This is a genomic window from Amycolatopsis sp. NPDC028719 (genome assembly GCF_055565395.1).
The window spans coordinates 202,009-223,442 of the sequence record NZ_JBVHUL010000001.1 but is presented as its reverse complement, the minus strand read 5'-3'; the positions used below and the strand labels follow the sequence as shown (position 1 = coordinate 223,442).

Below are 21,434 nucleotides of genomic sequence, written 5' to 3'. Positions count from 1 at the left end.
ACCTGTGGACAGTGTGGATAAACCCGTGCCCGAGTTATCGCCGCGCGTGACCAAACCGCCGAAACGGACGCTTGACGCCCCCCGCGCGGGGGTTAACCCACCTGGGAACGCGCCTTCGGGCACGCAGGGTGAAGACGGCGCTGCTCCGAACGGGACCACGGGCCGGGATCTCGCCCACGCCGCGCTCGAAGCGGCGAAGGCCAAGGCCAAGGAACGCGGCACGTCGCCGGGGTACCGGCGGCGCACCGTCGGCGGCGGGGGCCAGAACCCCCGGCGCCGGCGCTGGTCGGGACCGGGTGCGGACCCACGCGACCCGCAGCCGCTCGGCCGGCTCGTCTCGCGGCTGGTCACCGACCGCGGCTGGAACGAGAGCGTCACGACCGCCCGCGTCTTCGCCCAGTGGGGCCGGCTGGTCGGCGAAGACGTCGCCGAGCACGCGCAGCCGGTCGCGCTCAAGGACGGCGAGCTTACCGTCCGCGCCAGCTCCACGGCGTGGGCCACCCAGCTCCGGCTGCTGCAGGGAAAACTGCTGGCCAAGATCGCGGCGGGGGTCGGCAACGGCGTCGTCAAGCGCATGCGGATCCAGGGTCCGATGGCCCCGAGCTGGCGGAAAGGGCCTCGGCACGTGTCGGGCCGCGGCCCCCGTGACACGTACGGCTGACCCCGGTTGCGTGATGCTCGGTTGAATGCCCCGAGAACGCATCCAGACCTCCCGAGATACGTCAAGACTCGGCTCGGACCGATTTCGTCCGTCTGCGACGCGCTCAGGGGTGTCCTTGCCGCATGCCAGCGGACGCGGCCAAGTACACTGGAGGGGAGCGAGTGTCCGCTCGGGCGAGACGAGGAGAAACAACGCCGGTGACCGAGAACAAGCACGAGTACAACGCGTCGTCGATCACGGTGCTCGAAGGCCTCGAAGCGGTCCGCAAGCGCCCCGGCATGTACATCGGTTCCACCGGTGAACGCGGTCTGCACCACCTCGTCCAGGAAGTCGTCGACAACTCGGTCGACGAAGCCATGGCCGGGCACGCCACCAAGGTCGAGGTTACCCTCCTCGCCGACGGCGGGGTGCGCGTCGTCGACGACGGCCGCGGCATCCCGGTCGACATGCACCCCAAGGAGAACAAGCCGACCATCGAGGTCGTGCTCACCCAGCTGCACGCGGGCGGCAAGTTCGACAGCGACTCCTACGCGGTGTCCGGCGGCCTGCACGGCGTCGGCATCTCCGTGGTGAACGCGCTGTCGACGAAGCTGCTCGCCGAGGTCAAGTACGGCGGCCGCAGCTGGCGCCAGCTGTACACCGACCAGATCCCCGGGCCCCTCGAAGACCTCGGCCCGGCGACCGAGACCGGGACGACGATGACGTTCTGGGCCGACGGCGGCATCTTCGAGACCACGACGTACAACTTCGAGACGATCTCGCGCCGCCTCCAGGAGATGGCGTTCCTCAACAAGGGGCTGACGCTGTCCCTGCGCGACGAGCGCGTCGCCGACGAGGATGCCGAGGCCGACGCCGAGGGCAAGGTCGCCCGCGTCAAGGAGAAGGTCTACTGCTACCCGGGCGGGCTCGAGGACTTCGTCAAGCACATCAACGGCAGCAAGGACCCGATCCACCCCAGCGTGATCTCCTTCGACGCGAAGGGCACCGGCCTCGAGGTCGAGGTCGCGATGCAGTGGAACACCGGCTTCACGCCGTCGGTCTACACGTTCGCCAACACGATCAACACGCACGAGGGCGGCACCCACGAAGAGGGCTTCCGCGCCGCGCTGACCCGCGTCGTCAACTCGTACGCGCGCGACAAGAAGCTGCTCAAGGAGAAGGACGCCAACCTGACCGGTGACGACGTGCGCGAGGGCCTCGCCGCGATCGTCTCGATCAAGCTGGGCGAGCCGCAGTTCGAGGGCCAGACCAAGACCAAGCTGGGCAACAGCGAGGCCAAGACGTTCGTGCAGCAGCAGTCGAACGAGTGGCTGGCGGACTGGTTCGAGCGCAACCCCACCGAGGCGAAGACGATCATCAACAAGTCGATCTCCTCGGCGCAGGCCCGGATGGCCGCGCGCAAGGCGCGTGACCTCGTCCGCCGCAAGGGCGCGCTGGAGATCGGCGGCCTCCCCGGCAAGCTCAAGGACTGCCGCTCGACCAACCCGGCGGAGTGCGAGCTCTACATCGTCGAGGGCGACTCGGCCGGCGGCTCGGCCAAGGAAGGCCGCGACTCGATGTACCAGGCGATCCTGCCGATCCGCGGCAAGATCATCAACGTCGAGAAGGCCCGCATCGACCGCGTCCTCAAGAACACCGAGGTCCAGTCGCTGATCACCGCGCTGGGCACCGGCATCCACGACGAGTTCGACCTCTCGAAGCTGCGCTACCACAAGATCGTGCTGATGGCCGACGCCGACGTCGACGGCCAGCACATCACCACGCTGCTGCTCACCCTGCTGTTCCGCTTCATGGCGCCGCTGATCGAGCACGGCCACGTCTTCCTGTCGCGGCCGCCGCTGTACAAGATCAAGTGGCCGCGGGCGGAGCCGGAGTACGCGTACTCCGACCGCGAGCGCGACGCCGTCATCCAGGCGGGTGTCGAGGCCGGCAAGCGCCTGCCGAAGGACGACGCGATCCAGCGCTACAAGGGTCTCGGCGAGATGAACGCCGAAGAGCTGTGGGAGACCACGATGGACCCGGCGAACCGGCTGCTGGGCCAGGTCACGATGGACGACGCCGCCCAGGCGGACGAGCTGTTCTCCGTCCTGATGGGCGAGGACGTCGAGGCCCGCCGGTCGTTCATCACGCGCAACGCCAAGGACGTGCGCTTCTTGGACGTGTAGGCGTTCCCCGCTCTTTGTCCCGCTAGGACTCTCCACTCGAGAAGGACCTCATGACGGAAACTCTGCCGCCGGCTCCGGAACACGACCGGATCGAGCCGGTCGACATCCAGCAGGAGATGCAGCGCTCCTACATCGACTACGCGATGAGCGTCATCGTTTCGCGGGCGCTGCCGGACGTGCGTGACGGCCTCAAGCCGGTCGCCCGCCGGATCCTTTACTCGATGTTCGACTCCGGGTTCCGGCCGGACCGCGGGTACAACAAGTGCTCCCGCGTCGTCGGCGACGTCATGGGCAACTACCACCCGCACGGTGACTCGGCGATCTACGACGCGCTGGTCCGGCTGGCCCAGCCGTGGTCGCTGCGGTACCCGCTGATCGACGGCCAGGGCAACTTCGGCTCGTCGGGCAACGACCCCGCGGCCGCCATGCGGTACACGGAGTCCCGGCTCGCGCCGCTGGCCATGCAGATGCTGGCCGACATCGAAGAAGACACCGTCGACTTCTCCGACAACTACGACGGCCGTACGCAGGAGCCGGACGTCCTGCCGTCGCGGTTCCCGAACCTGCTGGTCAACGGTGGTTCCGGGATCGCGGTCGGGATGGCGACCAACATCCCGCCGCACAACCTGCGCGAGGTCTCCGAAGGCGTCGTCTGGGCGCTGGAGAACCCCGAGGCGACCGACGACGAGCTGCTGGCCGCGCTGCTCGTGCGGGTCAAGGGCCCGGACTTCCCGACCAGGGCGATGATCCTCGGCACGTCCGGCATCGAGGACGCCTACCGCACCGGCCGCGGCTCGATCCGGATGCGCGCGGTCGTCGAGGTCGAAGAGGACGCGAAGGGCCGCACGATCCTGGTCGTGTCCGAGCTGCCGTACCAGGTCAACCCGGACAACCTGGTCGAGAACATCGCGAACCTGGTCCGCGACGGCAAGCTCACCGGCATCGCCGACATCGCCGACGAGTCCAACAGCCGGTCCGGGATGCGGATCGTCGTCACGATCAAGCGCGACGCGGTCGCGAAGGTCGTGCTGAACAACCTCTACAAGCACACCCAGCTGCAGCAGAACTTCGGCGTCAACATGCTGGCCCTGGTCGACGGCGTGCCGCGCACGCTGCGGCTCGACCAGATCATCCGGCACTACGTGAAGCACCAGGTCGAGGTCATCGTCCGGCGGACCAAGTACCGCCTGAAGAAGGCCGAGGAGCGGGCCCACATCCTGCGTGGGTACGTCAAGGCGCTCGACATGCTCGACGAGGTCATCGCGCTGATCCGGCGGTCGCCGTCCGCGGACGAGGCCCGGCCGGCCCTGATGGAGCTGCTGGACGTCGACGAGATCCAGGCCACCGCGATCCTCGACATGCAGCTGCGGCGCCTCGCCGCCCTGGAGCGCCAGCGGATCATCGACCAGCTGGCCGAGATCGAGCTGGAGATCGCCGACCTCAAGGACATCCTCGAGAAGCCGGAACGCCAGCGCGCGATCATCCGCGACGAGCTGATGGCGATCGTCGAGAAGTACGGCGACGACCGGCGCACGAAGATCATCGGGTTCAGTGGCGACGTCACCGACGAAGAGCTCATCGCGGTCGAGGACGTCGTCGTCACCATCACCCGCACGGGGTACGCCAAGCGAACGAAAACCGACCTGTACCGCTCGCAGAAGCGCGGCGGCAAGGGCGTGCAGGGCGCGACGCTGAAGCAGGACGACATCGTCCAGCACTTCTTCGTCTGCTCGACGCACGACTGGATGCTGTTCTTCACGAACAAGGGCCGCGTCTACCGGACCAAGGCGTACGAGCTGCCCGAGGCCAACCGCAACGCGCGCGGCCAGCACGTGGCGAACCTCATGGCGTTCCAGCCGGACGAGCAGATCGCCCAGGTCATCCAGATCAAGAACTACGAAGTCGCGCCGTACCTGGTGCTCGCCACCAAGCGCGGCCTGGTGAAGAAGACCAAGCTCACCGACTTCGACTCGAACCGCTCCGGCGGCCTCATCGCCATCAACCTGCGCGAGGGCGACGAGCTGGTCGGCGCGGTGCTGGCGGCGGCGGAGGACGACCTGCTCCTGGTGTCGGCCGAAGGCCAGTCGATCCGCTTCCACGCGACGGACGAGGCGCTGCGGCCGATGGGCCGCCCGACCTCCGGCGTGATGGGCATGCGGTTCAACGACGGTGACGAGCTGCTCGGCATCAGCGTGGTCAAGGAAGGCAAGTTCCTGCTGGTCGCGACGGACGGCGGCTACTCCAAGCGCACGCCGATCGAGGACTACCCGGTGCAGGGCCGCGGCGGCAAGGGTGTGCTCACCATTCAGCACGACCGCAAACGTGGCAGGCTGGTGGGTGCGCTCATCGTCGACGCCGAGGACGAGCTCTACGCGATCACCTCGAGCGGCGGCGTGATCCGCACGCCGGCGGGCGACGTGCGCAAGGCAGGGCGGCAGACGAAGGGGGTCCGGCTGATGAATCTCGGCGAAGGCACCACTCTTCTCGCGGTCGCACGCAACGCGGACGAGCCCTCGGACGTCGCCAACGGTGACGACAACGCGGAAGCGGACGTCACGGCGGAAGACACGGTGGAAGCCGGGTCGGAAGCCGCGGCCGAGACGACAGAAGCGGACGAAGAAACGACGGCGCCGCCGGAGCAGTGAGACGGCGTCACCACGGCACGGGTAAGGACTGACTCTTCGTGACACCATCCGAGAATCCCGAGGCAGCGGGTTCGAACGGGACTCCGGCGAGCCCACCCTGGCAGCGGGTCGGCAAGGACGGCGACTCCGAGGCAACGGTGAAGCTGGCCACGGATGAGGCGCTCTACAAACCCGAGCCGGCGGCCGAGGAGACCCAGCCGGTCTCCCCGGAGCAGCACACAGTGGTCACCGGCAGCGCGGCGCCTCGCCTGTTCGGCGGAAGTGGAGACACCCCGCCGAGCGGCGAGCCGTCCGCGGCGGCCGTCCCGTCGGCGTCGTCCCAGCGAGCCCGCCCGAGCGCGTTGCGGCGCCCGGGCCGCGGCCCGCGCCGGGCTTCGCTGCAGGTGAAGCGGTTCGACCCGTGGTCGGTGCTGAAGCTGTCCCTGGTCCTGGGCGTCGCGATGTTCTTCGTCTGGCTCGTGGCGGTCGGCGTCCTGTACACGGTGCTGGACGGCATGGGCGTCTGGGACAAGCTGAACGGAACGTACTCGTCCCTGGTGGGCGGCGAGGGCGCCAACGCATCCTCGGAACCGCTGATCAGCGCGGGCCGCGTGTTCGGCATCGCGGCGATCCTGGGAGCGATCAACATCGTCCTGGTGTCGGCCCTGGCCACGGTCAGCGCGTTCATCTACAACGTGTCGGCCGACCTCGCGGGCGGCCTCGAGGTCACGCTGTCGGAACGGGAGTAACCCGGTTGCAGGGCCCCCTCGGGGGTCCTGTAAAGTTCTCCTCGTTCAAGGGCCTATAGCTCAGGCGGTTAGAGCGCTTCGCTGATAACGAAGAGGTCCCAGGTTCAAGTCCTGGTAGGCCCACGCAAGTCAAAGCCCGGTTCACCGTGTTGGTGAACCGGGCTTTTTGCATGACCTGGGTGACTGTCAGTCTGACGAAACCCTCTCCTGGCTGGCCCACGACGCCAATAGGGCTAAACCGTCCGCGGTCGCCGTGCCGGCGGGTGCGGTGTAGACGTTCAGGAGCAGGCCGGGTTCGGCGGACAGCTCCATCGACTCGACGTCCAGGTCGAGCCGGCCCACTACCGGGTGGTGCACACGCTTGAGTCCGGACCGGTGAAGCCGGACGTCCTGAGATGCCCACCGCTGCCGAAACAGTTCACTGCGGGTCGACAACTCGCCGACCAGGGCGATCAGCTCCTCGTCGTGCGGATTGCGGCCGGCTTCCATGCGTAGCTTCGCGGCCACGTCGCGGGCGATTCGGTCGTAGTCGACGAAGAACGTTTCTGCCGGTTCGGGATCCAGATACACGAACCGCGCGGTGTTCGCCGGCCGTCGCGGGTCGGCCAGTACCGGGGAATACAGCGCGCGGGCGAGGTGATTCGTGGCCAGCACGTCATAACGGCCGTTGCAAATCCACGCCGGCGCATCGGTGATGGCGTCGAGCACCCGCTGAAGCGCCGGACGCACCGTCACGGCGGGGCGCCGGCGGCGTGGACCGCCGGGCGACCGGGACTGCCGCGCAAGGTGGAACAGGTGATCGCGCTCGGCTTCGTCGAGGTGCAAGGCCGAGGCCACCGCCTCGAGCACCTCGTCGGAGGCGCCGGCGAGGCCGCCGCGCTCCATGCGCACGTAGTAGTCGACCGATACCCCGGCCAGGAGAGCCACCTCTTCGCGACGCAGGCCTTTGACCCGGCGGTTGCCGCCGTAGGCGGGCAGGCCGGCCCGCTCGGGCGTGATCCGCGCGCGACGGGAGCTCAGGAACTCCTTGATCTCGGTGCGCAAGTCGATCGTGGTCACCTCGTCACCGTAGGCGCTGTCCGCAGCCGAAGGGAGGTTCTGCCGGTGCCCCCGACGCCTAGGTACCTGTTGCGGTCGTGGCGATGCCGCCGTCCACCGGGATGATGGCGCCCGTGAGGTAAGAACTGGCCCGGCTGGCGAGGAACACGGCGATACCCGCCATGTCGTCGTCGCGGCCGAGCCGGCGCAGAGGGGCCTTCGCCGCGATCGTGTCGCCGACGGCTTCGAGCGTGGACGCCATCATCCGCGACGGGAACGGCCCTGGGGCCACCGCGTTCACCGTGACGTGCTGGGGGCCCAGTTCCCTGGCCAGCACCCGGGTGAGTTGATGGAGTCCGGCTTTGCTGCTGGCGTACGAATAGTTGGGCGACTCGGCGACGTGGATGGCGGCGATACTGCCGATGTTGATGATCCGCGCGGGATCATCGGCGGTGCCGGCCCGGCGAAGTGCGGGGAGAAGCGCTTGCACCAGCCAGAACGGCGACTTGAGGTTGAGGTCGAGCACTGTGTCCCAGGCCTCGTCCGGGAACCGCTCCAGCGGCTCTCGCCACATCGCTCCCGCGTTGTTGACGAGGATGTCCAGGCGTTCCGAGCCGGCCTTGACGAGATCGGCGAGGCGCTGACACTCGTCGTGCTTGGACAGGTCGGCGGGGATTGCCTGAACGTCGCCGAATTCGGACAGCAGTTGCTGTGCCTCCGCGCACGCGTCCGCGTCCCGTGAGCTGATGACGACGCGAGCGCCCGCCTGCAGAAGGCCGCGCGCGATCATCGTCCCGATTCCTTTGGTGCCGCCAGTGACGAGTGCGTACTTCCCACTCAGATCGAAAAGGTTCGCGTGAGTGGTGAACTGATTTTGTCCCTTTGCCATATAGGCAGGTTCACAGGCATCTTGGACGTCCGGGAGATCCTGCTGATACAGGTACTGCTAGAGCCCCTGATCGGGCCGCGATTCAGTCCTGGGGAGTGAGCAGGACGATCGGGATTTCGCGGTCCGTCTTCTGCGCGTATTCGTCGTACAGCGGGAAGATCTTCGCCATTTGAGTCCAGAGCGGCCCGCGCTCGGCGGGGGTTGCGACGCGGGCGCGGGCCGTCAGGCGGCGGGTTCCCACCTGGACTCCGACGCTCGGGTTCGCCTGGAGGTTCTTGAACCACGCCGGATCCTCGTCCGCTCCGGCCTTCGAAGCGACGACCACGAGGTCGTCTCCCGCCGTTCCGTAGATCAGGCAGGTGCGGCGCGGGACGCCCGTCTTGCGACCGGTCGTCGCGAGGATGAGGGTGTACAAGCCGTTCGATTCGTGTCCCTCGGTGCCGCCCGAGTCCAGGTAGGTGCGGGTTTGCTCGGCCACCCAGTCCCACTGCGAGTCGGTGGCGCGGTCGAGGTCGTCGGCGATGGCCATGGTGGTGATCCTTCCGGAGAGGTCAGGCGATCTTTTCGGCCAGCGCGACGATGAGGCCTTCGGGGCCGCGGACGTAGGCGATCCGGTAGCCGTTCTCGTACTTCACCAGGTCGCCCATCAGCTCACCGTGGGTGCGCAGCCGGGGCAGGAGTTCCTCGAGGTCGTCGACGGCGAACATGATGCGACGGAAGCCGAAGGCGTTGACCGGCGCGTCCGGCTCGGCGGTGGCGGGCGATGCCGGCGTGTGGAACTTCATCAGCTCGAGCCGGCCGTGGCCGTCCGGGGTTCGCACCACGGCCAGGTCGCAGCGGACGCCGTCGAGTGCGACGAGGCGGTCCACGGCCGGTCCCTCGACCGTCGCCTTGCCCTCGAGCTCCAGACCGAGCTCGAGGAAGAAAGCGATGACCGCCGCCATGTCGTCGACGACGACGCCGATGTTGTCCAGCCGCTGGATCGTCATGGTTTCTCCCCTGGTCACACGGCCTTCGTGGCCGCTCGTGCCCCTGGGACGGAGCCGGTCCGGCGTTCTCGACACCAAACCACAGATCGGTTTTCGAGCGCCCGCCGGATCAGTCGCGCTCCATGGTGGGGACTCCTTCCGTCGGTGTCTGACCCCTTCGAGGGTGTCTTCGACGGAAAGTGACGACATCGGGGACCGGCCCTGAGATGTCCCGGATACAGGTCAGCCCTGCCGGGAAGAGAAGGTACCGGCAGGGCTGAGCGGTTACGGTCGACGCGCGCCACGGTCGCCTCTCGGCGATGAGGCGCATCGCGGCTCCAGCCGGACGGAACTCCGCGAAGGCGTTGGTTGAGGCCCGGGGGACACGGTGGGCACATCGACCAATGGGTACAACGGGACACCCCGTCCCCGTATTTCCCTGCGGATGTGACGTGCGTTACCTGCGAGATCATGGTTCCACGTGGAACCACCGCCCCCGACAGTGTCCCGCGCCGGTGCAGTAACATCGCGGGGTAAGGGAAGCAAGCTGAGAAGGGGGCTTCGGTGAAGAAGCTGCTGGCACTCGCGGTCATCGCGGGCGGCGTTTTGTTCGTCGTGAAGCGCAACAAGGCGGCCAAGGCCGAAGCCGACCTCTGGCGTGAGGCGACCGCGCCGGTCCCCTCGAACAACGGCACCACTCCGGCCAAGCCGGCGGGTGCGTCCCACAACTGAGTTTCCGGCGGGCGCAAGCCCGCCCCCGGGGCTGTAGCTCAATTGGTAGAGCACCGCCTTTGCAAGGCGGGGGTCAGGGGTTCGATTCCCCTCAGCTCCACACATCCGTGCGGTCGCCTCACTTCAGGAAGCTGATCATCGCGTCCCGGCCCGTGTGGCCGCGCTCGCGGTTCTGGATCGAGTGCGACTCGCCCGGCACGATCACCAGCTTTCCCTGGGGCGCAACGCCGGCCTCCTCCCGCGCCCACTCCAACGGCGTCGACAGGTCGCGGTCGCCGTTCAGCAGCAGCACCGGGACGTTCGGCAGCTTCGCCGCCGGGTTCGAGCCGACGCGCTCCGCCGGCCACGGCAGGCAGCCCTGGATGAATCCTTGGTGCGTTGCCACTTCCGTTGTGTACGGCCAAGTCGCCGACGCCGGCAGCGCCCGCGCCGTCAACGACAACAACGGCTGCCGCACGGACACCGGTGTCGCCGAGGTGCCCCACGGGAAGCGCTGATCCGCGCACAGCGTCGCCGCGTGCAGGCCCGTGCTGTAGGCCGCCGGCGGGACGTCCTCGGTCGTGTAGCCCTCGACCAGCTGGTCGAGCCACTCCGGTGCGCCGCCGCGGGCCGCGTGCAGGGCGCCGATGATGTCGCCCGCGTCCGGGGAGCGGTACGTCGGATCGGAGAACTCGTAAGCGACGATCGCGTCGAAGATCTTCACGCCGTCGGCCGCAGTGCGGTGGCGCACCACCCACGCGAGGTCGTCGGCCGGGTCGAAGCCGCAGGCCGGGGCTACTGAACACGCCAGCCGCAAGACGCGGGCTTCGGCCGTCAAGCCCGTCAGGTACAGCGTCGTGGCCGGCGTCGAGTGGTGCGGCAGCACGGAGTCGAGGACGACCTTGCTGACGTTGCCCGGGTGCGCGATCGCGTAGCGCGCCGCCGTGAACGAGCCGTACGAGACGCCGTCGACCACCATCTTCCGCTCTCCCAGCGCCTGCCGGAGCTGGTCGAAGTCCGCGACGCTCTGGTCGGTCGAGTACAGCGGGGCCGTGTCGCCAAGGATGCGCGCGCATTCGGTGACCGCGTCGCGCGTCGGCGTCGCGATGTCCGAACTGCCCATCTGCGCCTGCAGACCCGGGCAGTTCAGCGCCCCCGCACCCGTCCCGCGCTGGTCCAGCATGACGAACCGGTAGTCCTTCGCGACCTCCGGCAACCTCTGCGTCGCGATCCGCGTGATCGTGCCGACGCCGCCCTGCCCGGGGCCGCCGGTGAGGAACAGCAGCACGCCCTTCGGCGCGGTCACGTTGTCGGACGTCGCGACCGGCAGGTCGAGCGTGCCCGGCCGGCGGCCGGTGTGGTCGAACGGCACGGTCAGCGTCGAGCACGTGAAGCCCGGCTGTCCCGGGCACGGATGCGGGTCCGTCAGCTTCGGCCGTCCCCCAGGACGCGCGTCGGCCGCGGCCACACCCCCGAGTGCGGCGGTCAGCGCCAGGACCAGCCCGGCGGTCAGCAGTTTCGAACGCATGATCCATCATCGCCACAACGACCCGGGTGCGGCATACCCCCGATCAGGGACGGACGCAGGAAATCTTCGCCCGGACCGGACCCGCCGGGCTCGCTTCGCCTGCCGTGTTCGGTGCGTTGTCGCGGCGGTTGCCGTCGGACTGCGTCACGCACAGGCGGCCGTCCGGGAGCAGCACCGGGCTCGTCGGGAACTCCAGCGGTCCGGCGTTGCGCAGCTTCGACGTCGCGTCGGCCGGGTTGCGGAAGTACTCGGTGACGCGGCCGTCGCGGCGGGCCAGCACGATCGCGTTGCGCTCGTTCGCCGCCGTCCAGACGTTGCCTGCCCGGTCGAGGACGATCCCGTCGGCGCCTTCGAGGTAGGGGTGCTGGACCTCGAGGTCGTCCAGGCACAGCGTGTTCGCCGGGAACGCGACGTCGCAGCCGGCCGCCGCGCGGGGGCGGCCGCCGCGGTCCATCGGCACGCGCCAAAGCGCGCCCCGCGCCGTGTCCGCCACCAGCAGCGTGCCGTCCGCGGTGAACGCCAGGCCGTTGGCGACGATGTGCTGCGAGCCCGCGGTGTCAGCGGCGGTCCGGCCGGCCGGCGTGATCGTGACCGTGCCGGGCGGCAGGCCGCGCACGTCCCGGCCGACCCCGCCGGCGATGACGTCGCTGACCATCGGCTGCACCCGGAACTGCTCGAGAGCGACGCCGTCCGCGCCAGCCCGCCAGACCCGGCCCTGGCCGGTGCCGCCGTCGGAGATCCACGGCGCGCCCGACCGGTCGAACGCCAGGCCGTTCGCGCCCGGGACACCGCTCGTGAACACCGTCGCCGCCGGTGGGTTCGCCGCGTCCGGCACGAAGGACACCACGGTTTCGCCGTTCGCGACGTACAGCCGGCCGCGACGGTCGAACGCGAGCCCGGCGGGGTTGCACGGCGCCGGGATCGTGCCGACGACGGCTGCCGGGCCGCCGGTGGCCGCAACGCGGTAGACCGGGCAGGGATCGGCGCCGCGCGCCGGCGAGTAGAGGTTGCCGCGGCCGTCGGTGGTCAGGCCTTCGAGGCCGAGCGGCGACGCGAACACCGTCTCGAACACGGCGGGGTGCTGTGCCGAAGAGACTTCACCGGCGGAAGCGCCGGACAACAGCCCGGCGGTGAGCGCGGCGGTGGCGGTGAGGACGACGGTTCGGCGCATGCGGGGCCTCCGTTTTGTCGGATTTCCTGCCTACGCCGCCGCGCCCGGACCGTCAAGGCCAGAGGCGCTCGCGTACCCAGCCACCGTCGGACTTCCGGTACCGCAGCCGCACGTGCCGGCGGTCGTGGCTCGCCTGCCAGAACTCCACTTCGTCCGGGTCGACGAGGTACCGCGTCCACGTTTCCGGGGCGGTGTCCGGGTTTTCCGCCACCCAGCGCTCCGCTTCCGCGGCCGCCGCGTCGAGATCCGCCGGGTCGCGCAGCACCTGCGACTGGTGCCCGATGAACGCCTCGACGCGCGACGCCGGCGGCCGCGCCAGGAAGTCCGCCGCGGACACCTCGGGCGCCGCGGGGGAGACCGGGCCGCGCAGCCGGACCTGCCGGCCCCGGCCGGGCCAAAAGAACGTCAGCGCGGCGCGCGGATCCTTGCGCAGCTGCAGGCCTTTCGGGCTTTCCGAGCTGGTGGCGACCGCCCAGCCGGCCGGGCCGACGTCCTTGAGGATGACCACCCGCGCGTCCGGCGCACCGTCTGCGTCCACTGTGGACAGTGTGACGGCGTGCGGCGCCAGCACGTGCTCGCCGGCCTCGGTCAGCCACTCGACGAAGAGCGACTGCGGGTCCGCGGGCGCCGTTTCCGGTGTGAACACGGGAAGTTCTTCGGGGAACGACCGCCAGCCACGCAACTCCACCATGTCAGTAACCGTACGGCGGGTGCCCCGGCGGCGGGTAGACGGGCGGCTGCGGACCGGCCTGCCCGGCGTACGGCGGGGGCGGCACCGGCGGCGCGGCCATCGGCGGCTGCTGCTGCCAGCCGGGCGGCGCCTGCTGGGCCGGCGGGAGCTGCGGTTGCTGCTGCGCCTGCTGCCACTGCACCTGCTGGTAGACCTCGGCGGGCTCCGGGAAGCAGTACGTCAGCTTGGCGTTGACCGACCCCTGCACCGCGGCGCCCCAGAACTTCCCGCCGACGAACGCAAACCGCTGCCCGGCCGAGACGTCGACCGCCACCATCCGCGTCTCGCCGCCGAACTGGTTGCCCGACTTCGCCGACGCGGCCTGCGCGGCGTCCGGGTACACGCGCTGGCCGACGAGGCCGGCGATGACGACCGACGCCGCCGTCCAGCCCACGGTGCCGACGAGGTTCGCGCGGGCGTGCTGGGTGGCGCGGCCGGTGAAGTCGTACAGCGCGGCGGCCGTGACCTCGGGGACCGCCGCGGCGATGACGCAGTAGTTCATCGTCGACAGCATCACCGACTCGGTGAACAGCCCGACGGGGCAGAGCGCGGGCCCGATCTGCACGGTGTTCAACTGGCCGCCGGAGCGCTGGATGCGCTCGGCCACCGCGCCGAGGTACTGCTCGGGGGTAAGCACGGCGCAATCGTCGCACGTCCGACCGTCTCGGCGGATTCAGCCAGCGGTTTTCACACATGCTTCATGGTTGACTGTGCGCGCTATGCGACGACTCGTACTTCTCGCACCCGCCGTGGTGCTGCTGGCCGGCTGCGGCCCCTCCATCGTGTCCGGTACCGCGGCCCCCAGCCCGCCGTCGGCGTCCGCCGGCGCGAACGCGGGTTCGGAGCTGCCGCCGGATCCCCAGCCGGCCGCGACCGAGGACTGCCCGTACCTCGACAGCGAGTTCGTGGCCGACTCGAACGGCCAGCACGTGTCGAAGGTGCGCGTGTCGGCGGACAAGCCGCACCCGGCGTGCTTCTTCTACCGCCCGGACGGGAAGGTCCAGCTCACCGTCCGGGTGTACGTCGGGGACGCGAAGACGGCGACCGCGCTGGTCAACAAGGTGGCGCCGGTCGATTCGTCGAACCCGGCGAGCGATCCGGCCGGGTGGAAGGGCGGGTACGAGTCGACCGACGACGGGGCCGTCTACGCGGTCGCGAAGGGGACCGCGGCGGTCATCGCGACCACTAACCAAAAGCAGAGCGTGAAGGCACGCACAGTGGTCAAGAAGGCTATCGCTGCCCTGAAGCTCTAGGTAGCGGGCTCCACACGGGTGAGTGATGTTGATCTTGTATTACCCTGTGCGTCACGCGCAGGCTTCGTGGACTCGCGCACCGCAGCCATCGGGGGATCCCCACCCCCGGGGGCCGGGCACAAAATCTGCAACGACAAAGGACTAGATCGTGGCTGACACCCTCAAGGAAATCCTGCTCGACTCCAGCCGTCGCCCGGCTGTCGTGACCGACTTCGAGACCCTCGTCGACGCCGAGGTCTCGGACAAGGGCGGCGTCTCGGGTGCCGTCGTCAAGACCGGCTTCGCCGCGGTCAAGAAGATCAAGCCGGGCATCATCCCCTCGGCCGTCGACACGCTGCTGCCGGACTTCGCCACCGCGCTCGAGCCGTTCTACGGCGACTACCGCGCCAAGGGCGGCAACGACTTCGGTGCCTACCTGTCCAGCCGCTCGGACGAGGCTTCCGACGCGCTCCTGAGCGTCACCGACTCGCGCGCCGAGCGCAGCAGCCGGGACAGCATCAAGAAGGTCTACGGCAAGCTGCGCCCGAACGGCAAGAAGAACGTCGAGGAGGCCCTGCCCCGCCTCGGCGCGCTGATCGACAAGCACGCCGCCGCGGTCTGAGCGGACTCCAGGCACCACTGAAGAGGCCCCCGGGTGCACGCCCGGGGGCCTCTTCGTGCCGCGTTCAGTTCTTCTTTTCGGCAGGCGTCGCGGACGGCGCCTTGCCGTTCGCCTGCGGGCTCGGCTTCGCCGCTTCGGCGGGCTTCGGCGCGGGCGGGGTGGCCTTCGGCGGCGCGGGCGCGACCGGCGGCTCCTGCTTCGAGCGGAGAGCGTAGGCGGCACCGGCACCGACCACGACCAGGCCGAGCAGCCACGGCCACTTGCGACGGCTGCGCGTGCCCTTGGCCGCGGCCTTCGCCTCGACGACAGCGGCGTAGAAGTCCTTCTTCGCCGCCTTGAAGTCCTTCTTGCCGCGGCGCTTCGAGTCGCCGGCCGCCTTCGCGGCCTTGATGGCGGCCTTCTTCGCCTTGCGACCCGGCTTGCGCAGCTCGGAGAGCCGGGAAAGGGCCTCCTGGCGAGCGGCCTTCGAGCTCTTCTTGAGCTCCTTGCGGGTGAGCTCGGTCTTCTTCGCGAGCTGCTTCTGCGCGCGCCGGCCGTGCTTGACGCCCTCGGAGACGAGTTTGTCGGCGGTCTCGGCGGCCTGGGCTGTCGCCCGGGACATGGACTTCACCTCATCATTCGTTTTGACACTGCTCTGTTACCCGTAACCTATCGTGCCCCTTTTCGCCGCGCCCCGCTGCTGATGGCACGATGAGACTCGTGAAAGCTACGCTGCACACCAACCAGGGTGACATCAACCTGAACCTGCTCCCCGACCACGCGCCGAAGACGGTCGCGAACTTCGTCGGGCTGGCGGAGGGCACCAAGGAGTACACCCAGCCGAACGCGGCGGGCACGAACTCCGGCCCCTTCTACGACGGTTCGATCTTCCACCGGGTCATCGACGGCTTCATGCTGCAGGGCGGCGACCCGACCGGCACCGGCCGCGGCGGCCCCGGCTACAAGTTCGGCGACGAGTTCCACCCCGAGCTGCAGTTCAGCAAGCCGTACCTGCTGGCCATGGCCAACGCCGGGCCCGGCACCAACGGCTCGCAGTTCTTCATCACCGTCGCGCCGACCACCCACCTGAACTTCCGCCACACGATCTTCGGCGAGGTGGCCGACCAGGAGTCGCGCAACGTCGTCGACGCGATCGCTCGTACCTCGACGGGGCCCGCGGACCGTCCGCTGACCGACGTCGTCATCGAGAAGGTCACGATCGACCACGAGGGCTGAGCCGGTCAGGTTTCGGTAGGTTGGTCTCATCGTGAGCCAACCGCCGAACCCCGCCGTCGAACCCCAAGCCGCGCTGCCCGGGTGCTGGTGGCACCCGAACCGCCCGACCGGACTGAGCTGTTCCCGGTGCGGGCGTCCGGCGTGCCCGGACTGCCTCCGCGAAGCCCCCGTCGGCTTCCAGTGCACCGACTGCGTGCACAGCGGCACCCAGCAGCAACGCCGGCAGCACCGCGATTACCAGGAGGCCGGGTTCGGCCAGCGCACCGTCTTCGGCGCGCGGCTGTCCCAGTCGGTGCTCGTCACCCAGGTCATCCTCGCGGTGAACGTCCTGGTCTTCCTGATCACGGTCGTCCAGGCGGGCAGCCTCAACGACAACGACCTGTCGTCGTTCCTCCAGCACGGCGCCCTCTACGGCGACGCGACCCTGGGCCACGGCGAGTGGTGGCGCGTCCTGACCAACGGGTTCCTGCACTACGGACCCATCCACATCGCGGTCAACATGTTCTCGCTGTGGATGATGGGCCGGTCGCTGGAGCAGGTCACCGGCCGCGCCCGGTACCTCGCGCTCTACTTCGTCTCCATGCTCGGCGCGTCGGCGGCCGTGCTGCTGTTCGGCGACACGAGCGGGGTTCCCGGCACGGCCGGCGCGTCCGGAGCGCTGTTCGGCCTGATGGGCGCCTACGGGGTCACCGTGCTGAAGCTGCGCCTCAACCCCACCGGCCTGATCATCACGCTCGCGCTGAACGCCTTTATCACCTTCGGCATCCCGGGCATCTCCATCTGGGGGCACGCAGGTGGCCTGGTGACCGGGGCGCTGGTCACCGTCGCGCTGCTCTACGCCCCGCAGGCGAACCAGGCGCGCTGGCAGGCGATCGGCATCGGGATCATCGCCGTCGCGCTCATCGGCCTGATGATCTACCGCGGTTCGCAGTTCCCGCCGGAGACCTGCGAATTCGTCCAGTACCGCCAGGGCCTGTACTACACCTGCGGCTAGCTGCGGGCGCGCAGCGTGCTGAGCACGTCCAGGACGTCGCGGGGGTCTTCGCCGAGGTCGAGCCATCCGAAGATGTGCAGCTCGTCTTCGTGCTCGATCTCGAGCGTGACGCCGTCGCGGCCCAGCCGGCGGGTGGTGCGCAGCCGCGTGCGGGTCTGCGCCCACGGCAGCCGGTGCGTGCCGCCCAGCGTCCGGGCCACCAGGCCCTCGCTGTCGGCGGCCAGCCGGGGCCGGACGAGCGTCGCATGGGCGGCGAACGCGCCGACGGCGACCGTCGCCAGCGCGAACAGCACCAGGCCGCCGCGGTCGCCGGTCAGCCCGTCGGCCACCACGCCGACCAGCAGCAGCGCGGTGACCGCCCACGCCGATACCACAAGGGCCCGACGCGGCGCCCACGAGGTGGGGTAGTTATCCACAGGGGTTATCCACACTGGGGATGAGTCACACCGGTGTAATTCGGCGTCAAGCCGCCATTCGGAGTAATAATCAGCGCCAGCGCATGGTCATGAGAAGGCCCGCGATCATCAGCGCGAACCCGCCGGCGAAGTTCCAGTTCCCGAGGTCGGCCATCCAGGAGATCTTGTCCCCGGCGATGTAGTTCACCAGCAGCCAGATCAGGCCCAGGAGCATCAGCCCGAACATGGGGATCTTCCAGGCGAGACCGGTGGGACCGGCCGCCCGCACCTTCACCGGCGTACGCCGGTCGGCAGGCGGGGTGTAAGCCGTCTTCTTGCGGACCTTGGACTTGGGCATCGTGTTCCTCGCGGTGCTGTTCGGGCTGGTCGGTGGCGATGACCCGCTCGGGGTGCGCAACCAGCGCCACGTGCACACGTTAACGTAAACGACCGCAGGAAAGCAGCGGCCGGGAGTGGTCGGATTTCCCGTACCGTGACGTCGGGGTCACCAAGGGTCGGACGCGGCTTGAGAGGAGCTTGCGTGACTACGCGCGAAGGACCGGATGACGACCGGCGCAGACACCCCGGGCAACGGCCCGTGCCCCAGCGCCGGAATCCCGCCACGCCCCCTCGCGGCCAGGTGCCGCCGCGGCCCCAGGGCCCGCCGCCGCGGCGTCCGCAGGGGCCGCCGCCGCGCCGCTACAGCAGCCCCGTCCCGCCGCCGGGCTCGGCCGAGGAGACGGTCGTGTTCGCCCCGGTCGGCAAGGGTGGCACCGCCACCAAGGAGAAGCCGCCCCCGGCGCCGCTGGGCAAGGGTGGCGTCGCGATCCGGACCGCCGGCGAAATCCTCATCACGCTGGGCCTGGTCGTGCTGCTGTTCATGGTCTACGAGCTGTACGTGACCGACCTGTTCTCGGCGGGCAAGCAGTCCGAGGCGAGCGACCAGCTCGACGGCGAGTGGGCGCACGACCGCACGCTGCACCCCGAGCTGATCGACGGCAAGGCGTTCGCCCGCATCCACATCCCGACGTTCGGCGTCGACTACAACTTCACGATCCAGGAGGGCACCGACGACGCCGCCCTGGAGGTCGGCCCCGGCCACTACAAGGGCACGTCGCTGCCCGGCGAGCCCGGCAACTTCGCCGTCGCCGGCCACCGCGTCGGCAAGGGTGCCCCGTTCAACGACCTGGACAACCTCTCCTCCTGTGACCAGATCGTGATCGAAACCTCGACCGACTTCTACATCTACAAGGTCCTGCCCTACGACGACGAGATCGAGGACTGGGCCGGCGGCAAGGGCGCCGACCCGAAGTGCAAGGGCGTCTCGACCCTGCGCGACCCGAACGCCGAGGACGGCGGCGCGTACGACGAGACCTTCGGCCGCAAGGTCGTGCTGCCGAGCCAGGGCACCGCGGTGAACCCGGTCCCGTACAAGGACGCGGAGACGCTGCCGAAGGCCCAGCAGGCCGCGCTCCTCACGCTCACCACGTGCCACCCGCAGTTCTCCGCCCAGCAGCGGCTCATCATCACGTCGGTGCTGACCCAGCAGGTGCCGAAGAACCAGGTCAAGGACTACGGCGACCTCCTCTCGAAGATCGGAGAAGCCTGATGTACGGGTGGCTCTGGCGGAAGTTCCCGGGCCCGTTCGCGGTGAAGCTGTCGATCGCCGTGGTCCTCGCCCTGGGTGTGGTGGCGTTGCTGATGTTCGTGGTGTTCCCGTGGCTGGAGCCGCGGCTGTGGTTCAACGAGGTCGCGGTCAACTGAGCCGGAACCCGCCGGGCGTGCGGACCGTTGCCCCTCTCGGGGAAGGGGCTGCCGTGAAGACACGCCAGAAGGATCGGGAAAACCCGCCGCCGGAGTCGGCCTGGAACGAGATCCGGCCGGGCCTGTGGATGGGCGGGCACGTCCGCGCGGGCGAGGAGCCGGTCGTCGTCGGGCGCGAGTTCGACCTCGTGCTGAGCCTGTACCAGCGCGAGGGGCACGGCCCGCCGCCCGGCGTCGAACACCACTTCGCCGAGATGCCGGACGGGCCGTTGAGCGAGGCGCAGATCGGCGAGGTCGAGCGGTTCGCGCTGCTCGCCGCCGAGGCGGTGCGCGCAGGCCGGTCGACGCTCGTGCGCTGCCACGCCGGGCTCAACCGGTCGGGATTGGTCGTGGCGCAGGCGCTGGTCGAGCTGGGGCTCAGCGTGCCGGAGGCGATCGCGCTGGTCCGGCAGCGGCGGTCGCCGTGGGCGCTGCACAACGAGCTGTTCGTGCAGTACCTCGAGAGCGGGCTGCCGGCCGCGCGCCTGCTGGTCGGGCTCGGCCCTTGAGGTTCGGGGTCTTCCTGGTCAGCGGCCGGTTCCCCGGTCAACGCGACTCCGACGTCCTCCGCCGGTCCGTCCGCGCCGCCGAGCTGGCCGAAGAAGCCGGCTTCGATGACGTCTGGTTCGCCGAGCACCACTTCATGCCCTACGGCGTGTGCCCGTCCGCCGTCACGTTGGCCGCGCACGTGCTCGGCCGGACGTCGCGGATTCGCGTCGGCACCGCCGTCAGCGTCCTGTCGACCACGCACCCGGTGGCGCTGGCCGAGCAGTGGGCGATGCTCGACGCCGTCTCCGGCGGCCGGCTGCGGCTCGGCGTCGGGCGTGGCGGCCCGTGGCAGGACCTCGAGGTCTTCGGCACCGGCCTGGACCGCTACGAGACGGGCTTCGAGGAGACCCTCGACGTCTTCCTGCAGGCCACCACTGGCCGGGCGCGTGCCCGGGGACGGCACTTCGCCTTCCGGGAGGTGCCCGTGGTGCCGGCCCCGGAGCGGCGGCCGGACGTCGTCGTGGCCTGTGGTGGGCCGGCGTCGGATGCCGTGCGGCTGGCCGCGGCGAGGGATCTGCCGCTGCTGCTCGGCCTGCACGCGGACGACGAAGAGAAAGCGGCCACCGTCGCGGCCTACGGAAAGCCCGCGGACCACGTCTCGACCGTGCTCTGCCAGGTGGGCGACGCCCGCGTCGTCCGCGAGGCGCTGCCGGCGTGGCTGAAGGACGGGCTCGCCGCGCACGTCACGGTCGACGGGCGGCCCGGGCCGGCGCGGGATCCGGGGGAGTACACCGAACGGCTCTGCGAAATTCACCCCGTCGGCCAGGCGGACCACTGCGTCCGGGTCCTGGAAACGAGCCTCCGGCGCACCGGCGTCTCCCACGTGCTGATGCTCGTGGAAGCGTCGGGTACGCCGGAGGGCACGTACGCGAACATCGCGCGGATCGGCACCGAGGTGCTGCCCGCGCTGCGGGCTAGCAGTCCCGCAGCTCCGGGCTCTGGTTGAGCAGCTGGCCGCGCGGTGAGACGAACGCGCGGTACCGGTCACCGTCCAGTTCGGACTTCTTGAACACGGCGACCCGGTGGCAGTTCTGGAAGGCCAGCTTGACGCCGAAGTGGCGTTCGAGGCCGCCGCGGATCGCGTCCGAGGCCAGGGCCCGCAGGAGCTGGCCGCGGGCGGCCTCGCTCGGTGGCGGCGTCTCGTTGTCGGCGAAGCCGTCCGCCGCTCCCTCGGCGTCGGCGATGACGCCGGTGATGACCTCCCAGGCGTACGGCAGGGATTCCTTGACGCAGGTGACGAACTCGGCGTCGGTGACCTCCCCGCGCTCGGCCTTCTCCAGCAGCGCGGGTGACACGTCCAGGGACATCGAACCTCCAGTTTGAGCAGGGCCACCTCCCTGGCTACCGGCCGGGTGGCCCGGCCACAAGAGAAAACGATGATCATCACCAA

At 69.7% G+C, this 21,434-nt stretch carries 25 protein-coding genes and 2 tRNA genes; 15 read left to right on the top strand and 12 right to left on the bottom strand.

Annotated features, from left to right (window positions below):
* Window positions 1–46: 46 nt before the first annotated feature.
* From ACZ4TR_RS01105 to ACZ4TR_RS01085, 5 genes are all read left to right on the top strand, one after another.
* Window positions 47–661 carry a DciA family protein gene (locus ACZ4TR_RS01105; RefSeq protein WP_465286256.1) on the top strand — a complete coding sequence of 205 codons (615 nt, stop codon included), beginning with the start codon at window positions 47–49 and terminating at the stop codon, window positions 659–661.
* Between the two features lie 197 nt (window positions 662–858).
* Window positions 859–2,826, top strand: coding sequence for a DNA topoisomerase (ATP-hydrolyzing) subunit B (gyrB, locus tag ACZ4TR_RS01100; protein ID WP_465285243.1), 1,968 nt, complete (start codon window positions 859–861; stop codon window positions 2,824–2,826).
* Window positions 2,827–2,876: 50 nt separating this feature from the next.
* Window positions 2,877–5,471: a DNA gyrase subunit A gene (gyrA, locus tag ACZ4TR_RS01095; RefSeq protein ID WP_465285242.1), complete on the top strand. Its 2,595-nt coding sequence runs from the start codon at window positions 2,877–2,879 to the stop codon at window positions 5,469–5,471.
* Between the two features lie 38 nt (window positions 5,472–5,509).
* Entirely contained in the window at window positions 5,510–6,199 is a 690-nt protein-coding gene (locus ACZ4TR_RS01090; RefSeq protein ID WP_465285241.1) for a DUF3566 domain-containing protein, read from the top strand.
* 49 nt (window positions 6,200–6,248) lie between these two features.
* Window positions 6,249–6,322, top strand: a tRNA-Ile gene (locus tag ACZ4TR_RS01085).
* 63 nt (window positions 6,323–6,385) lie between these two features.
* Here the strand turns inward: ACZ4TR_RS01085 and ACZ4TR_RS01080 are convergent.
* The 4 genes from ACZ4TR_RS01080 to ACZ4TR_RS01065 form a co-directional block, all read right to left on the bottom strand.
* Window positions 6,386–7,258: a helix-turn-helix domain-containing protein gene (locus ACZ4TR_RS01080; protein ID WP_465285240.1), complete on the bottom strand. Its 873-nt coding sequence runs from the start codon at window positions 7,256–7,258 to the stop codon at window positions 6,386–6,388.
* A gap of 58 nt (window positions 7,259–7,316) precedes the next feature.
* The gene (locus tag ACZ4TR_RS01075; protein ID WP_465285239.1) at window positions 7,317–8,126 is read right to left on the bottom strand and encodes an SDR family oxidoreductase; all 810 of its coding nucleotides are present in this window, start codon (window positions 8,124–8,126) and stop codon (window positions 7,317–7,319) included.
* An 82-nt stretch (window positions 8,127–8,208) separates the two neighbouring features.
* Window positions 8,209–8,655, bottom strand: a complete 447-nt coding sequence (locus ACZ4TR_RS01070; protein ID WP_364518494.1) for a nitroreductase family deazaflavin-dependent oxidoreductase — start codon at window positions 8,653–8,655, stop codon at window positions 8,209–8,211.
* A 22-nt stretch (window positions 8,656–8,677) separates the two neighbouring features.
* Window positions 8,678–9,115: a VOC family protein gene (locus ACZ4TR_RS01065; RefSeq protein WP_465285238.1), complete on the bottom strand. Its 438-nt coding sequence runs from the start codon at window positions 9,113–9,115 to the stop codon at window positions 8,678–8,680.
* Window positions 9,116–9,658: 543 nt separating this feature from the next.
* Between ACZ4TR_RS01065 and ACZ4TR_RS01060 the strand changes: the two genes are divergently transcribed.
* Window positions 9,659–9,826, top strand: a complete 168-nt coding sequence (locus ACZ4TR_RS01060; RefSeq protein WP_086679331.1) for a DLW-39 family protein — start codon at window positions 9,659–9,661, stop codon at window positions 9,824–9,826.
* Window positions 9,827–9,853: 27 nt separating this feature from the next.
* Window positions 9,854–9,926, top strand: a tRNA-Ala gene (locus ACZ4TR_RS01055).
* A gap of 18 nt (window positions 9,927–9,944) precedes the next feature.
* Here ACZ4TR_RS01055 and ACZ4TR_RS01050 read toward each other — a convergent pair.
* The 4 genes from ACZ4TR_RS01050 to ACZ4TR_RS01035 are packed head-to-tail and all read right to left on the bottom strand — an operon-like array spanning window position 9,945 to window position 13,871.
* The gene (locus ACZ4TR_RS01050; RefSeq protein WP_465285237.1) at window positions 9,945–11,333 is read right to left on the bottom strand and encodes an alpha/beta fold hydrolase; all 1,389 of its coding nucleotides are present in this window, start codon (window positions 11,331–11,333) and stop codon (window positions 9,945–9,947) included.
* A gap of 43 nt (window positions 11,334–11,376) precedes the next feature.
* Complete coding sequence (locus tag ACZ4TR_RS01045) at window positions 11,377–12,504, bottom strand: SMP-30/gluconolactonase/LRE family protein (protein ID WP_465285236.1); 1,128 nt, start codon at window positions 12,502–12,504, stop codon at window positions 11,377–11,379.
* Window positions 12,505–12,556: 52 nt separating this feature from the next.
* The gene (locus tag ACZ4TR_RS01040) at window positions 12,557–13,195 is read right to left on the bottom strand and encodes a pyridoxine/pyridoxamine 5'-phosphate oxidase (RefSeq protein WP_465285235.1); all 639 of its coding nucleotides are present in this window, start codon (window positions 13,193–13,195) and stop codon (window positions 12,557–12,559) included.
* A 1-nt stretch (window position 13,196) separates the two neighbouring features.
* A complete protein-coding gene (locus ACZ4TR_RS01035; protein ID WP_465285234.1) occupies window positions 13,197–13,871 on the bottom strand; it encodes a hypothetical protein in 675 nt (224 codons plus the stop codon).
* An 82-nt stretch (window positions 13,872–13,953) separates the two neighbouring features.
* On the opposite strand from ACZ4TR_RS01035, the gene ACZ4TR_RS01030 reads away from it, so the two are divergent.
* Together ACZ4TR_RS01030 and ACZ4TR_RS01025 are read left to right on the top strand one after the other, a co-directional pair.
* Complete coding sequence (locus ACZ4TR_RS01030) at window positions 13,954–14,487, top strand: DUF2020 domain-containing protein (protein ID WP_364518470.1); 534 nt, start codon at window positions 13,954–13,956, stop codon at window positions 14,485–14,487.
* Between the two features lie 148 nt (window positions 14,488–14,635).
* Window positions 14,636–15,088, top strand: coding sequence for a DUF6918 family protein (locus tag ACZ4TR_RS01025; RefSeq protein WP_364518469.1), 453 nt, complete (start codon window positions 14,636–14,638; stop codon window positions 15,086–15,088).
* A gap of 64 nt (window positions 15,089–15,152) precedes the next feature.
* On the opposite strand, the gene ACZ4TR_RS01020 is transcribed toward ACZ4TR_RS01025, so the two are convergent.
* Entirely contained in the window at window positions 15,153–15,689 is a 537-nt protein-coding gene (locus ACZ4TR_RS01020; protein WP_364518467.1) for a hypothetical protein, read from the bottom strand.
* An 89-nt stretch (window positions 15,690–15,778) separates the two neighbouring features.
* Here ACZ4TR_RS01020 and ACZ4TR_RS01015 point away from each other — a divergent pair, with 89 nt between their 5' ends.
* Complete coding sequence (locus ACZ4TR_RS01015; RefSeq protein ID WP_286000728.1) at window positions 15,779–16,303, top strand: peptidylprolyl isomerase; 525 nt, start codon at window positions 15,779–15,781, stop codon at window positions 16,301–16,303.
* Between the two features lie 31 nt (window positions 16,304–16,334).
* The gene (locus ACZ4TR_RS01010; RefSeq protein WP_465285233.1) at window positions 16,335–17,297 is read left to right on the top strand and encodes a rhomboid family intramembrane serine protease; all 963 of its coding nucleotides are present in this window, start codon (window positions 16,335–16,337) and stop codon (window positions 17,295–17,297) included.
* Here the strand turns inward: ACZ4TR_RS01010 and ACZ4TR_RS01005 are convergent.
* Both ACZ4TR_RS01005 and crgA read right to left on the bottom strand, forming a co-directional pair.
* Window positions 17,294–17,713, bottom strand: a complete 420-nt coding sequence (locus ACZ4TR_RS01005; RefSeq protein ID WP_465285232.1) for a PH domain-containing protein — start codon at window positions 17,711–17,713, stop codon at window positions 17,294–17,296. The genes ACZ4TR_RS01010 and ACZ4TR_RS01005 overlap by 4 nt on opposite strands.
* Before the next feature lie 70 nt (window positions 17,714–17,783).
* Window positions 17,784–18,050 (bottom strand): cell division protein CrgA, encoded by a 267-nt coding sequence (crgA, locus tag ACZ4TR_RS01000; RefSeq protein ID WP_348952508.1) that lies wholly within the window; start codon window positions 18,048–18,050, stop codon window positions 17,784–17,786.
* A gap of 183 nt (window positions 18,051–18,233) precedes the next feature.
* On the opposite strand from crgA, the gene ACZ4TR_RS00995 reads away from it, so the two are divergent.
* The 4 genes from ACZ4TR_RS00995 to ACZ4TR_RS00980 are packed head-to-tail and all read left to right on the top strand — an operon-like array spanning window position 18,234 to window position 20,990.
* Entirely contained in the window at window positions 18,234–19,301 is a 1,068-nt protein-coding gene (locus tag ACZ4TR_RS00995) for a class E sortase (RefSeq protein WP_465285231.1), read from the top strand.
* On the top strand, window positions 19,301–19,456 hold the full coding sequence (locus tag ACZ4TR_RS00990) for a hypothetical protein (protein ID WP_465285230.1): 156 nt from the start codon (window positions 19,301–19,303) through the stop codon (window positions 19,454–19,456). The genes ACZ4TR_RS00995 and ACZ4TR_RS00990 overlap by 1 nt, the downstream gene beginning before the upstream one ends.
* A 53-nt stretch (window positions 19,457–19,509) precedes the next feature.
* Complete coding sequence (locus ACZ4TR_RS00985; protein ID WP_465285229.1) at window positions 19,510–20,004, top strand: protein-tyrosine phosphatase family protein; 495 nt, start codon at window positions 19,510–19,512, stop codon at window positions 20,002–20,004.
* Entirely contained in the window at window positions 20,001–20,990 is a 990-nt protein-coding gene (locus ACZ4TR_RS00980; RefSeq protein WP_465285228.1) for an LLM class flavin-dependent oxidoreductase, read from the top strand. Before ACZ4TR_RS00985 ends, ACZ4TR_RS00980 begins: the two co-directional genes overlap by 4 nt.
* Here ACZ4TR_RS00980 and ACZ4TR_RS00975 read toward each other — a convergent pair.
* Window positions 20,959–21,351 carry an SCO5389 family protein gene (locus tag ACZ4TR_RS00975; protein ID WP_103338170.1) on the bottom strand — a complete coding sequence of 131 codons (393 nt, stop codon included), beginning with the start codon at window positions 21,349–21,351 and terminating at the stop codon, window positions 20,959–20,961. The genes ACZ4TR_RS00980 and ACZ4TR_RS00975 overlap by 32 nt on opposite strands.
* Window positions 21,352–21,434: the final 83 nt, after the last annotated feature.

What these genes read in the sequence shown, in the direction of transcription:
- gyrA (WP_465285242.1), top strand. Translation starts at nt 2,877, where the DNA reads ATGACGGAAACTCTGCCGCCGGCTCCGGAACACGACCGGATCGAGCCG.
- ACZ4TR_RS01075 (WP_465285239.1), bottom strand. Translation starts at nt 8,126, where the DNA reads ATGGCAAAGGGACAAAATCAGTTCACCACTCACGCGAACCTTTTCGAT.
- ACZ4TR_RS01070 (WP_364518494.1), bottom strand. Translation starts at nt 8,655, where the DNA reads ATGGCCATCGCCGACGACCTCGACCGCGCCACCGACTCGCAGTGGGAC.
- ACZ4TR_RS01065 (WP_465285238.1), bottom strand. Translation starts at nt 9,115, where the DNA reads ATGACGATCCAGCGGCTGGACAACATCGGCGTCGTCGTCGACGACATG.
- ACZ4TR_RS01050 (WP_465285237.1), bottom strand. Translation starts at nt 11,333, where the DNA reads ATGCGTTCGAAACTGCTGACCGCCGGGCTGGTCCTGGCGCTGACCGCC.
- ACZ4TR_RS01045 (WP_465285236.1), bottom strand. Translation starts at nt 12,504, where the DNA reads ATGCGCCGAACCGTCGTCCTCACCGCCACCGCCGCGCTCACCGCCGGG.
- ACZ4TR_RS01040 (WP_465285235.1), bottom strand. Translation starts at nt 13,195, where the DNA reads ATGGTGGAGTTGCGTGGCTGGCGGTCGTTCCCCGAAGAACTTCCCGTG.
- ACZ4TR_RS01030 (WP_364518470.1), top strand. Translation starts at nt 13,954, where the DNA reads ATGCGACGACTCGTACTTCTCGCACCCGCCGTGGTGCTGCTGGCCGGC.
- ACZ4TR_RS01020 (WP_364518467.1), bottom strand. Translation starts at nt 15,689, where the DNA reads ATGTCCCGGGCGACAGCCCAGGCCGCCGAGACCGCCGACAAACTCGTC.
- ACZ4TR_RS01015 (WP_286000728.1), top strand. Translation starts at nt 15,779, where the DNA reads ATGAGACTCGTGAAAGCTACGCTGCACACCAACCAGGGTGACATCAAC.
- crgA (WP_348952508.1), bottom strand. Translation starts at nt 18,050, where the DNA reads ATGCCCAAGTCCAAGGTCCGCAAGAAGACGGCTTACACCCCGCCTGCC.
- ACZ4TR_RS00990 (WP_465285230.1), top strand. Translation starts at nt 19,301, where the DNA reads ATGTACGGGTGGCTCTGGCGGAAGTTCCCGGGCCCGTTCGCGGTGAAG.
- ACZ4TR_RS00975 (WP_103338170.1), bottom strand. Translation starts at nt 21,351, where the DNA reads ATGTCCCTGGACGTGTCACCCGCGCTGCTGGAGAAGGCCGAGCGCGGG.